The organism is Roseospira goensis (assembly GCF_014197795.1).
Lineage (GTDB): Bacteria > Pseudomonadota > Alphaproteobacteria > Rhodospirillales > Rhodospirillaceae > Rhodospira > Rhodospira goensis.
The window spans coordinates 23,940-37,180 of sequence record NZ_JACIGI010000013.1 but is presented as its reverse complement, the minus strand read 5'-3'; the positions used below and the strand labels follow the sequence as shown (position 1 = coordinate 37,180).

Annotated in this window: 13 protein-coding genes; 8 read left to right on the top strand and 5 right to left on the bottom strand. The window is 74.4% G+C overall.

Annotation, left to right across the window (positions count from 1 at the left end):
• Nucleotides 1-20: 20 nt before the first annotated feature.
• Nucleotides 21-431 (bottom strand): flagellar basal body rod protein FlgB, encoded by a 411-nt coding sequence (locus tag GGD88_RS09290; protein WP_184434577.1) that lies wholly within the window; start codon nucleotides 429-431, stop codon nucleotides 21-23.
• A gap of 262 nt (nucleotides 432-693) precedes the next feature.
• Between GGD88_RS09290 and GGD88_RS09285 the strand changes: the two genes are divergently transcribed.
• The 4 genes from GGD88_RS09285 to fliP are packed head-to-tail and all read left to right on the top strand — an operon-like array spanning nucleotide 694 to nucleotide 2,894.
• The gene (locus GGD88_RS09285; protein WP_184434574.1) at nucleotides 694-1,086 is read left to right on the top strand and encodes an EscU/YscU/HrcU family type III secretion system export apparatus switch protein; all 393 of its coding nucleotides are present in this window, start codon (nucleotides 694-696) and stop codon (nucleotides 1,084-1,086) included.
• Nucleotides 1,083-1,592 carry a hypothetical protein gene (locus GGD88_RS09280; protein ID WP_184434571.1) on the top strand — a complete coding sequence of 170 codons (510 nt, stop codon included), beginning with the start codon at nucleotides 1,083-1,085 and terminating at the stop codon, nucleotides 1,590-1,592. The genes GGD88_RS09285 and GGD88_RS09280 overlap by 4 nt, the downstream gene beginning before the upstream one ends.
• Nucleotides 1,593-1,611: 19 nt before the next feature.
• Complete coding sequence (locus tag GGD88_RS09275; protein WP_184434568.1) at nucleotides 1,612-2,043, top strand: FliO/MopB family protein; 432 nt, start codon at nucleotides 1,612-1,614, stop codon at nucleotides 2,041-2,043.
• A complete protein-coding gene (gene fliP / locus GGD88_RS09270) occupies nucleotides 2,040-2,894 on the top strand; it encodes a flagellar type III secretion system pore protein FliP (RefSeq protein ID WP_184434565.1) in 855 nt (284 codons plus the stop codon). Before GGD88_RS09275 ends, fliP begins: the two co-directional genes overlap by 4 nt.
• A gap of 15 nt (nucleotides 2,895-2,909) precedes the next feature.
• On the opposite strand, the gene GGD88_RS09265 is transcribed toward fliP, so the two are convergent.
• The 4 genes from GGD88_RS09265 to GGD88_RS09250 all read right to left on the bottom strand — a co-directional run bounded on the left by GGD88_RS09265 (nucleotide 2,910) and on the right by GGD88_RS09250 (nucleotide 10,160).
• Nucleotides 2,910-7,850, bottom strand: coding sequence for a PAS domain S-box protein (locus GGD88_RS09265; RefSeq protein ID WP_184434561.1), 4,941 nt, complete (start codon nucleotides 7,848-7,850; stop codon nucleotides 2,910-2,912).
• 17 nt (nucleotides 7,851-7,867) lie between these two features.
• Nucleotides 7,868-8,278, bottom strand: a complete 411-nt coding sequence (locus GGD88_RS09260; protein WP_184434558.1) for a PilZ domain-containing protein — start codon at nucleotides 8,276-8,278, stop codon at nucleotides 7,868-7,870.
• Between the two features lie 131 nt (nucleotides 8,279-8,409).
• A complete protein-coding gene (locus GGD88_RS09255; protein ID WP_184434556.1) occupies nucleotides 8,410-9,330 on the bottom strand; it encodes a radical SAM protein in 921 nt (306 codons plus the stop codon).
• A 77-nt stretch (nucleotides 9,331-9,407) separates the two neighbouring features.
• A complete protein-coding gene (locus GGD88_RS09250; protein ID WP_184434554.1) occupies nucleotides 9,408-10,160 on the bottom strand; it encodes an SDR family NAD(P)-dependent oxidoreductase in 753 nt (250 codons plus the stop codon).
• A gap of 211 nt (nucleotides 10,161-10,371) precedes the next feature.
• On the opposite strand from GGD88_RS09250, the gene GGD88_RS09245 reads away from it, so the two are divergent.
• The 4 genes from GGD88_RS09245 to GGD88_RS09230 all read left to right on the top strand — a co-directional run bounded on the left by GGD88_RS09245 (nucleotide 10,372) and on the right by GGD88_RS09230 (nucleotide 13,237).
• Nucleotides 10,372-10,932, top strand: a complete 561-nt coding sequence (locus GGD88_RS09245; RefSeq protein WP_184434552.1) for a SiaB family protein kinase — start codon at nucleotides 10,372-10,374, stop codon at nucleotides 10,930-10,932.
• Between the two features lie 55 nt (nucleotides 10,933-10,987).
• Nucleotides 10,988-11,380: a DUF1987 domain-containing protein gene (locus GGD88_RS09240; RefSeq protein WP_184434550.1), complete on the top strand. Its 393-nt coding sequence runs from the start codon at nucleotides 10,988-10,990 to the stop codon at nucleotides 11,378-11,380.
• 53 nt (nucleotides 11,381-11,433) lie between these two features.
• Nucleotides 11,434-12,312, top strand: a complete 879-nt coding sequence (locus GGD88_RS18795) for a GGDEF domain-containing protein (RefSeq protein WP_343056326.1) — start codon at nucleotides 11,434-11,436, stop codon at nucleotides 12,310-12,312.
• A 91-nt stretch (nucleotides 12,313-12,403) separates the two neighbouring features.
• Nucleotides 12,404-13,237: a transporter substrate-binding domain-containing protein gene (locus tag GGD88_RS09230; protein WP_184434548.1), complete on the top strand. Its 834-nt coding sequence runs from the start codon at nucleotides 12,404-12,406 to the stop codon at nucleotides 13,235-13,237.
• Nucleotides 13,238-13,241: the final 4 nt, after the last annotated feature.

The window sequence follows — 13,241 nt, the reverse complement described above, 5'->3', positions numbered from 1 at the left end:
GGTGCCTCCCCTGCGGACCGCTAGCGCTGCCGCCCGATCGCGGTCTTGAGCATGGCGATGTTGCGCTCGAACAACGACGCCGCCATCATGAACCGGCTGCGGGTCTGGCCCATCTTCTGCATCTGCTCTTCCAGCACCACGGTGTTGCCGTCCAGCTTGGTCTCGAAGGTCCGGCTGTCGCGCCGCACGTCGAAGGGGTCGGCCTCGGGCAGCGTGCCCGGCTGGTGGGCCGGATTGGTCATGGCGACCTGCACCGGCTGTTGTGCCGCCTCGGTGGCGAGGCGCTTGAAGTCGGGCTGGGCCACGTCGCGCGGCCGATAGCCCGGGGTGTCGATCTGGCCGACGTTCTGGGCCAGCACACGCTGGCGCTGGGCGGCCCAGTCCATGCGGGCCTGCGCCATCCGGAACAGCGGCATCTTGGTCAGGTCCATCGCTCTGGTCCGCTCCCGTTGGTGGGGCCGCGTGGTGCGCCCCGGTGGGCCGGGACGCGCGGCGGAGCGGAGCCGAGCCGGCGGCCGCTCTCCGCGCCTCCCACTATCGGCGGGTGCCTTTAACATTCGGTAAAACCGTGGCCCGGCGAGGCGTGCCGCCCGCGCGGCCACGCTCCGTTGCCGCGCGGGCCGGCCATTTACCGATTGTTCATGGCCCCCGGGAGATAACGGGAGACGTCCCCGCCGTACGGGAGCGGTTCCCATGTCCGACAGGCCCCGGCCCGATCCCGACAGCGCCAGCCCGCGCGCCGACGCCATCGCCGTCGCCCTGGGCTACGACCCCGCCGGGGGGCGGGCGCCGACGGTGCTGGCCAGCGGGCGCGGGGCGTTGGCCGAGCAGATCCTCGCGCTGGCCTTCGCCCACGGCATCAAGGTGCGCGAGGACGCCGACCTGGCGGCCCTGCTGGCGGCGGTCGACGTCGACAGCGAGATCCCGGTGGAGGCGATGGCCGCGGTGGCCGAGATCCTGAGCTACGTCTATCGCGCCAACGGACGGCTGGCGGCGTTGGTGGCGCCCCACGACACGGCGGCGGTGGTCATGGGAACGCCGGGCGACCAGACGGACGACGCCGCCGACGCGGGAGAACGGCCATGACGGATGCGGCGCCGAACCCCGGCATGACCCCGGCCGAGATCGACAAGGCGCTGGCCCAGGTGCTGAGCATGATCGACACCGCCGAGCGCCTGTCGCGCGACCACCAGGTGGTGAATCTGACCAGCCTGGACCGGCGCGTCGGCCAGCTCTGCGCCGCGGTGGCCGCGCTGCCGCCGTCCGATGCGCGCCGCTTCGCGGAGGGCCTGGGCCGCCTGGTGACCGGGCTGGACCGCCTGGAGGCCGCCACCCAGGAGGCCTTCGAGGCGATCACCGCCACCCGGGGTGGACTGGATGAGACGCTGAGCGAGTTACCTTCCAGCACCCGGGCCAACGCCGCCTATGCGCGGGCGCTGGCGGTGGCGCCGCTGCCCGAGCCGGAACCGGCGGCCGACGGACGGGACCGGCGGCGCGCGGACCGGCGGCGTGTGGACCGGCGCCAGGACGGCGACCGGCGCCAGGGCGACCGGCGCGGCAGCGGACCGGTGGAGATGGACGAGGACGGCTGAGGTCGGGGCCGCCCCGCCCATGATGGACGCCGCGATGGACGCCGCGATGGACGCCGCGATGGATCTGGACAGCTATACCCGCTTCGGACTGGCGCTGCTGGCCGTGATCGGCCTGATTCTGCTGACCGCGGCGCTGGCCCGGCGCTTCGGACCGATGGGCGTCGGCGGTGGCGGATCCGGCCGCGGCCGGCCCGGACGGCCGCGTCGGCGTCTGGGTGTGATCGAGTCCGCCATGGTCGACACGCGCCGGCGCCTGGTGCTGGTGCGCTGCGACGACCGCGAACACCTGCTGCTGATCGGCGGCACCCATGACCTGGTGATCGACCGCGACAGTGCCCGACCCGCGGGTCCCGCCGAGGTGGACGCGGCAGATCCGGACGACCCGGTCCCCGCGCCGGCGAGCCCCTCGTTCCGGACGATCCTGCGGCGCGGTCAAGAGGGAGACCCATGATCCAGACCCGTGCGTGGTTCCGTGCGCGGCGTCGCGCGCCGGCGCCGATCCCATCGTCGCGCCGCTGCACCGACGCGGCCCTGTCGCCCCTGCGGCCCCTGCTGTGTCTGACGGCGCTGGCCGCCGCGCTGGCGCTGCTTCTGCCCGGCGCGGCGGTGGCGCAGGAATTCACGCTCGACCTGGGCAACGGCGATGGCACCATGACTGCGCGCGTGGTCCAGCTCGTCGCCCTCATCACGGTGCTGTCGGTGGCGCCGGGCATCCTGCTGATGGCCACGTCGTTCACCCGCATCGTGGTGGTGTTCTCCATCCTGCGCCACGCCATGGGCACCCAGACCACGCCGCCCAACATGGTGCTGATGGGGCTGGCGCTGTTCATGACCGTGTTCATCATGGCGCCGACCTTCCAGGAGTCCTGGGACGCCGGCATCGCACCGCTGGTCAACGAGCAGATCGACGAGATGGAGGCGTTCGACCGCGCGGTGGTGCCGTTCCGGGCGTTCATGTTGCGGCACACCCGCGGCAAGGACCTGGAGCTGATGCTCGACCTGTCCGGCGCGCCGCCCGAGACCACGGCCGAGGACGCCTCGCTGGCGGCCATCGTCCCGGCCTTCGTCATCAGCGAGTTGCGGCGCGCCTTCGAGATCGGATTCCTGATCTACGTGCCGTTCATCATCATCGACATGGTCATTGCGTCGGTGCTGATGTCGATGGGCATGATGATGCTGCCGCCGATGATGCTGGCGCTGCCGTTCAAGCTGGTGTTCTTCGTGCTGGTCGACGGCTGGTATCTGGTGGTCGGCAGCCTGGTGCAGAGCTTCGGCGAAACCGTGCCCGCCGGCGCCGGATAGCGCGGCGGTCGGCCCTCACCCGGCCGCACCGCGGGCCAGGGCGTCGTCGAAGGCGGCGATGGCCGCATCCCAGGCCCGCACGAATCCGGCCCGCGCGTGCGCCGCGCCCGCCTGCGGCGCGGCCGGCGTGGTCCCGGGGGTCTCGGGGGTCTCCAGGGCGGTTTCCAGCGCCGCGGCGGCCGCCGCCAGGGCGGGGGCGCCGAGGATGCCGGCCGCGCCGCGGATGCGGTGGGCGTGCGCCGCCGCCTCCGCCGGGGTCAGGTCCGTGGCCTCCGGGGAGCCGTGCGCGGCCCAGGCGCGCAGCGCGTCGCCGATGACGCGCAGGTCCGCGAGGCGACGCGCCACCCGGCGGTGCCCCAGCGTCGCCAGGCGGCGCGCCCACACGGACGGGTCCAGCACGGTCTCGGCCTCGGCGTCGACGTCGGCGTCGCGATCGCCGCCGGCGCAGGCCGCCGCCGGCGGATCCGCGCCGAGATCGGCCGCTATCCATCGGGCAAGAAGGCGGTGCAGCACGGCCGGGTCCACCGGCTTGCGCAGACAGGCGCGCATGCCGGGCGGGGCGGCGCTCGCGCCGCCGTCGCACGATCCCGCCCCCGCCGTCACGCCCAGCACGGGGACCCGCGCCCACGCCCGGCCCAGCGTGCCCAGTTGCCGCGTCGTCTCCGCCCCGTCGGGCGCCGGCATGTTGAGGTCCATGAGGATCAGATCGGGCACCGCCAGCCCGCCGTCGCCGGCCGCGCGCAGCAGGGTGGCGCCGTCGGCGAAGCCGACGGCCGCGCAGCCAAGCGCGTCCAGGGTGGACTCCAGCACCTCCCGGTTGACGTCGTCGTCGTCCACCACCAGAACCCGGGGCCTGCCCGCCGGTGCCTCCGTCGGTCGGACCATCGTCGGTCGGGCCTCCGTCGGTCGGGCCGTCGCGGGCGCCCCGGCTTCCGGCTCGGCGTCGGCGGGACGCGTGGCCGCGTCGCGCTCGATCTCCGCGTCCTGGGTTCCGTCCGGGGTTCCGTCCGGGGATGCGGTCGCGTCGTCGAGGGGGACCGCGGCGCGCACCGGCACGGTGAACCAGAAGCGGCTGCCTTCTTCCGGTGTGCTGGTCACCCCGATGTCGCCGCCCATCGCCGCAACCATGCGCCGGCAGATCGCCAGCCCCAGCCCGACGCCGCGGCCCGTCGCCCGGCGCACGGCGGGCCGGTCGCCGCCAGGCCCTTGCGAGAACGGCTCGAAAATGGCCGTGCGCTGCCCGGGCGCGACCCCGATCCCGGTGTCATCGACCGCGACCGTCAGCCACGCCGGGTCCGCGCCGTCGGTGGGAGCGGGGGGCTGGACGGCGCGGCGGGCCGCCTCCCCGCCGGTGACGACGGTTGGGGCATCGTCGGGATCCGGACCGCCGGCCTGGGCCCGCACCACGATTTGCCCAGCCTCGGTGAACTTGACCGCGTTGCCGACCAGGTTGAACAGGACCTGACGGATCGCCGCCGCCGGTCCGTGCAGGCGCGCCGGCACCGCCGGGTCCAGGGCCATGCTCAGGCGCAGACCCTTGTCCTCGGCGGTGACCGAGAGCAGCCCCAGCACCTCGGCCAGCAGGCTGGCCGGCGCGAACGGCTCGTGGGTCACGGCAACGCCGCCCGCCTCGGCCTTGGACAGCGTCAGGATGTCGTCGATCATGCCCAGCAGCAGCCGGCCCGCCGCCTCGATGCGGCCGGCCCGGCGGGCCTGGGGGGCGGTCAGCCCTTCGCGCTGGAGGAGCTGGGCGAGGCCGATCATGCCGGCCAGGGGGGTGCGGATCTCGTGGCTCATCAGGGCCAGGAACTCGCTCTTGGCCCGCGCCGTGGCCTCGGCCTGGTCGCGCGCCCGCACCAGCAGCGCCTGGGTGGCACGCTGCGCCGAGACGTCCTGGACGTGCGCCACCAGATGCAGCAGGCGGCCGTCGGCGTCCAGCACCGGCGCCGCCTTGCCCCGGACCCAGAACGCCGCGCCGTCGGGCCGGCGCAGCCGCACCTCGATCTCGGTCACCGCGGCCGGGTCGCGCACCAGGGCGCGGCGCAGGCGGCGCAGGGCCGCCCGGTCGGCGCGCCCCACCCAGGCCGTCACGGGGGTGCCGATGACGGCGTCCGGGGCGGCGCCCAGCAGGGCCGCCAGCGACTGGTTGACGCGCAGCCAGCGCCCTTCCGGCCCGATCAGGGCCATGCCCTCGGCGGCCTCGTTGAAGGCGGTGCGGAACCGGGTCTCGCTCTCCCGCAGGGCCTGCTCCGAGCGCTTGCGGGCGCTGATGTCGAGGGTGATGCCGTCCCAGGCGACCGAGCCGTCGGGCAGCCGCTCCACCTTGCCGGAGGCGTGCACCCACAACAGGCGGCCCTCGCGGTCGACGATGCGGAACTCGCGCACCCAGTCGCGCAGGGTCCGGGCCGAGTGCTGCACACTGGCCATCATGCCCGCCCGGTCCTCGGGATGGATGACGGCCAGCAGCGGGGCCGGGTCGTGCAGCGCCTCCGCCGGGTCGACCGACAGCAGGCGTTGCAGGCCGCCGCTGATATAGGTGTAGCGCAGCCGCCCGTCGGGCAGCAGCACCCGCCGCCAGACCGCCCCGGGCAGGTTGCTGGCGAACGCCTCCAGGCGGTGTTCGCTGTCGGCGCGGGCGTTGCGCTCATGCAGCCGCGACACCGCGATGGCGTACATCTCGCACAGGAACGCCAGTAGGCGGCGGTCCTCGTCGCGCCAGTCGTGCGCCGGCTGGGTGCGGACGGCCAGGATCACCTGGGCCACGACCCGGTGCTCGACCCGCACCGGCGCCGCCAGCAGCGCCAAGTCCCCGAGCGCGGGGTCGGCGTCGCCGTCGCCCTCGCCGTCGCTCTCGCCCTTGCCGTCTCTGGCCGGCGCCCCCCGCCACTGCCACGGCCGCCCCACCTCCAGCCCCAGGCGGGCCTTGGGCAGGGCCGCGACGGCGGCGTGCAGGTCGTCGCGCGCCGGGTCGCGCTGCCAGGCGAAGCGGGTCACGGGGGGGGCGTCCGGCGTCTGCGGCTCCTGCACCAGCACCAGGTCCAGCGACAGGAACAGGCCGACATCGGCCAGGGCGGAGGCGGTCGCCGTCTCCAGCGACTCGCGCACGAACCGCTTGGCCACCGCCAGCATCAGCTCGTCGCGCGCCATGCGCCGAATCCGGGCCGCCTCCGCCGCCTTGCGCGCCGAAATGTCCAGGGCCGACAGCAGATACAGCGGGCGCCCCGAGTGCTCGAACCGGCGCGCGGTCAGTTCGAGCGGAACGGCGGTGCCGTCGTCGCGGTGCTGCACCACCTCCATCGCGCCCAGCCGGCCCGGTTCGAGCGCCGCCAGCCGCTCCCGCAACTCGGCGCGCCGCAACGGGCGTCCGTTCATGCTGACGGTGTCCTCGATCTCGCGTTCCATCATGGTGCGCCGACTGGACCCGACCACCGCTTCGGCGGCCGGGTTGGCGTCCAGCAGGCGGGCGTTCTGGTCGAGCAGGAACAGCGGCTCGCGGCTCTGGTGGAACAGGGCGCGGAAACGGTCCTCGCTGGCCGCGCGGGCATGCTCCAGGCGCTCGCGCAGCATGGCCTGCCCCAGAATCTCGGCGGCCAGGCCGGCGAAGCGCACGTCCCAGTCGCTCCACGGCCGGGTCTGGCACAGGGTCACGAAGGCCACGGCGCCGGCCAAGGCGCCCCGGTGCAAGAGCGGCAGCGCCAGCACCGAGCGCACGCCCCGCGCGGCCAGATGGTCGGCCAGCGCGCGCAGATCCGGCGGCGCCGCCTCCGGTCGCGACAGCCGCACCACGGTGTCGCGCGCCAGCGCGGGGCCGACCCACGGCAGGCCGGCGCAGTCCGGGGCCAGCACGGTCTCGGCGCGCCGGCTCTGGCCCGGGCGGGTCCACACCGCGGCCGGCGTCCAGGCGTCCGGGCACGCCCCGGGGACGGTCGCGGGGCCGGCGGCGCCGTCGTCGCAGACACCGAGCAGCGCCATGTCGGCGCCCAGGGCCTCGCCCACGGTGCCGAGAGCCTCGATCATGGCGCCGGTGCAGCCGGGCGGGTTCGCCAGCACGGAGCGGGAAATGCTGGTCAGCAGGCGGCCCAGCAGCCCGCGCCGGCGGATCGAGACCAGGGCCATGCGCTCGCGCAGGAAGCGGTGCAGGCGGACCAGGACGCGCCGCTCGGCCGGCGCGAACCCGCGGGCCGGCGCGGTCGGCGCCGGCCGGCGCCGCACCAGCGCCACGCCGTCGCTGTCGTCCTCCCCCACCGGCAGCACGGCCACCGCGGCGACGGTGCCGGCAGGCAGGCCGGGCAGCGCGGCCGGCGTCTCCAGCCGGCGCGGCCCGCGCTCGGTCGGGGCGTGGAGCGCGTCCAGGAGCGCCTGTTCCTCCGGGGCCGTGCAGCCCAGGCAGAGCCGGTCACCGAAGGTCGTGACCACCAGGCCGTCGGCCCGCGCCAGGGCCATGACCGCGGCGGCCTCGCCGTGCAGGGCCTCGGGCAGGGTCATGCCGGCATCGAGGCGCGCGCCCAGGGCCTCGCACAGCAGGCTCAGCGCCGCGTCCGCCCCCCCGCCGGCCCGCGCCTCGGCGGCGCGCACCGCCAGCGCCACCTGGCCCGCGGCCAGCCGCACCGCGTCGGCCACGCCGTCCGGAAGGGCCGCGCCGGCATGCGCGGCCGTGACCTCCAGTTCGCCCCAGGGCTGATCGTCGAGCGCCACCGCGGCCCGCGCGCGCGCCCCCTGCACCGCGGCGCCATCGGCTGCGGCGGCCGGGGCGACACCGGCCCGGCTGACCTCCAGGCCGCCGGGATGACGCACCAGGCGGGCCTCGCCCACGCCCGGCAACGCCACCAGCGCGGCCGTCACCAGGCGACCGATGGCGGCGACCGTGATGTCGGGGGCCTGGAGCGCGGCCGTCAGTTCGGACAGCCGGCGCAGGCCGACCAGGGCGGCGTTTGCGTCTCCGGTCTGACGCCCCACGGCGCGCCCTCCCGTGGTCAGGGGAGCCCGGCGGCGTCCGGCAGCAGGGCGGTGGGCAGCCCGCCCTTGCCGGCATGGCGCGCGAGATGGCGGCGCAGGCGGTCGGCGTCACCCGCGCCCAGGTCGAAGGCGACACCCGCGCGCCCGTCGCCCGTCCAGCGCACCTCGCACGGAATCGGCGGGCCGAACTCGTCGAGGCTCAGCGTCCCGCGGGTCCCGTCTCCCAGCGCCACCCGCAGCGACAGGCCGGCACCCCGGTGGGAGATGGACTCGACCAGCACGTGCACCCAGCGTCCATCCGCCGCCCACCGACCGGACAGGGGCAGATCCAGGCGCGGCACCGCGCGCCGCTCGGGCCGCTTGGGCCGTTCGGACCGCCGGGCGGTGCCGCCACGGTCCATCATGTCATGCGGATGGGGCGAGACCATCGCGCTGCTCCCCGGCGACCGCGTGCGCCCCCCGCGGGAGGCGCCCGGTTGATATAACGCGGATCACTGTAGCCGGAACGGCGTCGCGACGAAAGCGCCCGCACGGCACCAGGCCGGACCATCGGGCGCGGTCAGCCGTCGAGCAGGCACAGGCCGAGCGTCTCGGCATGGGCGCGGGCCCGGGCGATGGCCTCGGCCGGGACCGGCGCCTGCAACTCCGGCAGGCGGTGGGCCTGATGCGCGGGTTCGTAGGTGTCCAGCAGCCGCACCGTCATGCCCGGACCGGCGGCCGCCGCGACGCCGTCCAGGGCCCGGGTCACGGTGCCCAGGTCGCGCGGCAGCACGAGATGCCGGACCAGCATGCCGCGCCGCGCCAGTCCGTCGGCGTCGATGGTCAGCGGTCCCACCTGGCGGGCCATCTCGGCCAGGGCGGCGGCGTTGATGCTGGCGTAGTCCCGCACCTTGGAACAGCGCCGCCCCGCCATGTCGTCGGCATACTTGGCGTCGGGGGTGTAGATGTCGACCACCCCGTCCAGCAGCCGCAGCGTCTCCACCGAGTCGTAGCCCCCGGTGTTGTAGACCAGGGGCAGGGTCAGGCCGCGCGCGGCGGCGATCGGCAGCGCCTCCAGGATCTGGGCGGCGACGTGGCTCGGGCCGATGAGGTGGATGTTGTGGCAGCCGCGGCCCTGCAATTCCAGCATGGCCTCGGCCAGGGCCTGCGCGTCGAGGTCCTCGCCCGCACCCTCCATCGAGCTGTCGGCGTTCAGGCAATAGACGCAGCGCAGGTTGCACCAGGAGAACAGGATGTCGCCGGTGCCGCCGGTGCCGACCAGGGCCGGCTCGTCGTCGAAGCCGGGTCGCACCGCGGCGACGCGGGCGTGTCGGCCGGTGCGGCAGACGGCCCCGGCGGCGATCGCGCCGGGGGCGGCGGTGAGGCGGTCGACGTGGCAGGCCTGCGGGCACAGGGTGCAGTCGGCGAGGCGGGCGAGGGCAGCGTCGGCGCGGCGGGCGAGGTCCCCGCTGCGGTGAAGGGCGAGATAGGCGGCCGGCATGGACGGACTCTCCGGACCAGGGCGCAAACAGACCCCACCCACCTTGCCGCCGCCGACGGATCCGATCAAGCCGGGCCTCACCCCTTCCCGACCAGCGCCCCGCGGCCCCCGTCGACGCCGATCACCTGGCCGGTCACCCAGCCGTGGGCGGGGTCCAGCAGAACCGCGGCCATTGCGGCCTGGTCCTCGGCCGCGCCCAGGCGCGGCAGGGGATGGGCCTTGGCGAGGCCCTTGACCATGGCCTCGCTGGCGGTCAGCGGCGCCGCCATGGCGGTGCGGGTCAGGCTGGGGGCGATGGCGTTGACCCGGACCTTGGGTGCCAACTCGGCGGCCAGGCTGCGGGTCAGGCCCTCGACGCCGGCCTTGGCCGCGCCGATGACGGCGTGATTGGGGAAACCCCGCCCGGCGGCGACGGAGGAGAACAGCACCACGGCGCCCCCGCCCGCCGCCGCGCCCAGGGCCGGGGCCGCCGCCTGCACGGCGATCAGCGCGCCGGTGACGTTGAGCGCGTAGGTCTCGGCCATCGCGCCGGCGGTCACACGCTTCAGAGGCATCAGCGGGATGGAGCCGATGCAGTAGGCCAGGCCGGACAGGCGACCGCCGGCCGCCTCGGCCAGGGCGGCAACGGCGGCGGTCAGGTCTTCGGGGTCCAGGGCGTCGGCGCTCCGGGTGGCCAGCACGGCGTCGGACAGGTCCTCGGCGACGCCGGCCAGCCGGTCGGCATCGCGGCCGTGCAGCACCAGGGGCGTTCCGAGCGCCGCCAGGCGGCGGGCCAGGGCGGCGCCGACACCACCGCTGGCGCCGAGAATGAGGACAGGGGCGGGGGCCATGCGGGCGACTCCTTCGAGCGTGGGACACCCGCCGGGTACGGACCCGGCCTGCTGTGTGGATCATGGACCGGGCGCCGGCGGCCGGCGGCCGCAGTACGCGTATATTGCGTCCGTGCGCGACATGACGCATGGTCCCGATCGGACTCGCCCGCGCGCTCCGGCGCGCCCAGCGACCCGCGCGCCCCGGCGCGCCCAGCGAACGGACCGCACCATGACCACCTGGGCCACCGACTACAACGCCTATCGCCGCTGGCTCACCGAACGGGGCATCATCTTCTCCTTCGCCGGCTACCTGTCGGAGGATATGCTCACGACCCTCGGCAAGGCCCTGAAGACCCGTATGGCGCTGGCGGAGACCGACGCCAACGTCGCCAAGCGCGTCTTTTCGGTGTTCGTCGAGCAGGTGCAGAACATCATCCGCTATTCGTCGGAGCGGGTCTCGGCGGCGCAGCCGCCGGTCGAGATGAGTTCGGGGATCGTCTCGGTCGGCTTCGAGGATGACGCCTTCTTCGTCGTCTGCGGCAACATCATCGAGGCGGCGCGGGTCCCGGGCCTGCGCGAGCGCCTGGAGCACCTGGCCGGCCTGACCCCGGAGCAGCTCAAGGCCCACTATCGCGAAAAGCTGCGCGAGCCACCGGACGACGAGAGCCAGGGCGCCTCCATCGGCCTCATCGAGATCGCCCGCCGCTCGAGTGCCCCGATCGCCTTCGATATTGTCTGGACAGATGCGGACCGACATCGGGCGTTCTTCGTCATCAAGGCCTACATCTGACCCCCGCATTCTGGACACACGGCACACGAGGCAGACGAGCGACGTGAGCGCATCCATGGAAAACATCAGGATCGACCCGACCGACCGCTCGCCGCTGGTGGACTTCGACTTCGAGACCGGGCGGCTGCGGATGGAGGGCGAATCCTACCCCGAGGACTCGGCGGCGTTCTTCGGGCCCCTCCTGACGGCGGTGCGCGCATGGCTGACGGAGCATCCGGCGCAGCCCGCGACAGTCGACGTCGCCATGAGCTACTTCAACAGTAGCAGCGCAAAGGCTCTGATGAACCTCTTTAAGGTGCTGGAGGAGGCGGCCGCGCAGGGCCGCCCGGTGATCGTTAATTGGCATTACGTGACCGATGACGATACAATGGAGGAATTCGGCGAAGACTTCGCGCTCGATTTCAACGCCGCCACCTTTCGCATGTGCCCGGCCGATCCCGCCCCGTGAGGCGGGGGGCGGCCGCACCGGTTCGTTCCCCAAACCGCCGTGACCCCAGCACCGTGACCAAGCCCGCTCCCAAGGTTTCCTCCGGCTCCGGCCCCTACACCCTCTTCGATGTCGAGGAGCGGGTGATGCGCGACGCCGAGGAGATGGTCCGCAAGCTGGATGAGATCGGCCAGGGCGTGCGCGGCCTGGCCGAGGCCTACGGCCGCGGGTATCGCGAACAGCAGCGGCTGGTGCGCCTCAGCGACCGCATGCAGGAGGAGTTGCAGGCCGCCAACCGCCACCTGACCGACCAGGCGCACGAACTGCGGGCGCTCAACGCGGCGCTGGAAGCCGAGATCGAGGAACGCGAGCGGCTGGCCCGCGAGCTGGAGCGCCTCGCCACCATCGACGAACTGACCGGCCTGTTCGGGCGCCGCCACTTCATGGCGTTGGCCGATCGCGAGTTGGCGCGCCAGCGCCGCACCGGCATGCCGATGGTCGCGCTGATGCTGGACCTGGACCGCTTCAAGCGGGTCAACGACCGGCACGGCCATGCTGTCGGAGACCTGGTGCTGCGCGAGTTGGGCGCGGTCCTGAGCGGCGCATTGCGCGAACTGGATATCGCCGGCCGCCTGGGTGGCGAGGAGTTCGCGGTTCTGCTGCCGGACACCACGCTGACGCAGGGTCTGGAGGTGGCGGAGCGCCTGCGCGCCGCCATGGCCGCGCGCCGGGTTCAACTGGCGGACGGTGGCGCGGTCGGCTGCACGGTCAGCATCGGGGCGGCCGCGCAACGGGCGGACGAGGGCATCGAAGGCATGCTGAACCGGGCCGACCGGGCGCTGTATGCCGCCAAGCGCGCCGGCCGCGACAGGGTCGCCGCCGACCAGGATGACGTTGCCGCCCCGGGTGCCGATGAACCGGAAACCAATGACGATGCGCCCGACTCCCCGTGATCCAGCCCGTGCGCCCGTCCCGGCCCCGGTCCTGGCCCCAGGGTCGCCAGGGATCAGCCGCCGCCCCGGTCCGACCGCACCGATGGGAGCCGTGCCCCGTATCCGCCTCAGCATCACGTCCGCGCTCCGGACCGTGACCGGGCGCGCCGGGCGCATCCTGGCCGTCGCGCTGGCGCTGACCGCCGCCGCTCCGGCCGGGGCCGCCGCCGCGCAGGCGAGCGCGGACACCGAGGTCCTGGTCATCGGCGTGGAGAACATTCTCTACCTGCCGGCCTACGGCGTGCAGGACGGCGCCTACGCCGGCTACGCCCGCGATCTGTTCGATGCCTTCGCCGCCGATGCCGGGTACACCGTGGAGTATCGCGCGTTGCCGGTGGCGCGCCTGTACGCCAGCCTGGCGGCCGGCGCGGTGGACCTGAAGTTCCCCGACAACCCGCGCTGGCGGCCCGACTTCCGCGAGGGGCGCACGATCCACTACAGCGCGCCGGTGCTGGCCTACCTGGACGCTACGCTGGTCTGGGCCGAACGGGCCGACGCCGTGACCCCGGACGACATACGGCGGCTCGGGACCGTCACCGGCTTCACGCCGTGGCCGTGGCTCGACCGCATCGAATCGGGGGCGGTGACGGTGACCGAGAACAGCAGCTTCGAGAGCCTGGTGCTACAGGCGCTGGCCGGACGCGTCGATGGCGCCTATGCCAACATCGCTGGCGTCAACCGGGTGCTGACGGAGGTCCTGGACCGCCCCGGCGTCCTGGCATTCGCCCCGGCGCTGCCGCACGACCGCGGGTCCTACCGCGCCTCGACCATCGACCACCCCGAGATCATCGCCGCCCTCGATGCCTGGATGGCGGTCAACGCCGACCGCCTGGCCGCCTTGAAGGCGCGCCACGGCGCCGAGCGCGGCGTTGGGTCGCAGGAGTAGGGCG

Excerpts from the sequence above, each read along its gene's own strand:
- fliP (WP_184434565.1), top strand. The coding sequence starts at position 2,040 with ATGATCCAGACCCGTGCGTGGTTCCGTGCGCGGCGTCGCGCGCCGGCG.
- GGD88_RS09280 (WP_184434571.1), top strand. The coding sequence starts at position 1,083 with ATGACGGATGCGGCGCCGAACCCCGGCATGACCCCGGCCGAGATCGAC.
- GGD88_RS09290 (WP_184434577.1), bottom strand. The coding sequence starts at position 431 with ATGGACCTGACCAAGATGCCGCTGTTCCGGATGGCGCAGGCCCGCATG.
- GGD88_RS09275 (WP_184434568.1), top strand. The coding sequence starts at position 1,612 with ATGATGGACGCCGCGATGGACGCCGCGATGGACGCCGCGATGGATCTG.
- GGD88_RS09250 (WP_184434554.1), bottom strand. The coding sequence starts at position 10,160 with ATGGCCCCCGCCCCTGTCCTCATTCTCGGCGCCAGCGGTGGTGTCGGC.
- GGD88_RS09255 (WP_184434556.1), bottom strand. The coding sequence starts at position 9,330 with ATGCCGGCCGCCTATCTCGCCCTTCACCGCAGCGGGGACCTCGCCCGC.
- GGD88_RS09260 (WP_184434558.1), bottom strand. The coding sequence starts at position 8,278 with ATGGTCTCGCCCCATCCGCATGACATGATGGACCGTGGCGGCACCGCC.
- GGD88_RS09240 (WP_184434550.1), top strand. The coding sequence starts at position 10,988 with ATGGAAAACATCAGGATCGACCCGACCGACCGCTCGCCGCTGGTGGAC.
- GGD88_RS09285 (WP_184434574.1), top strand. The coding sequence starts at position 694 with ATGTCCGACAGGCCCCGGCCCGATCCCGACAGCGCCAGCCCGCGCGCC.
- GGD88_RS09245 (WP_184434552.1), top strand. The coding sequence starts at position 10,372 with ATGACCACCTGGGCCACCGACTACAACGCCTATCGCCGCTGGCTCACC.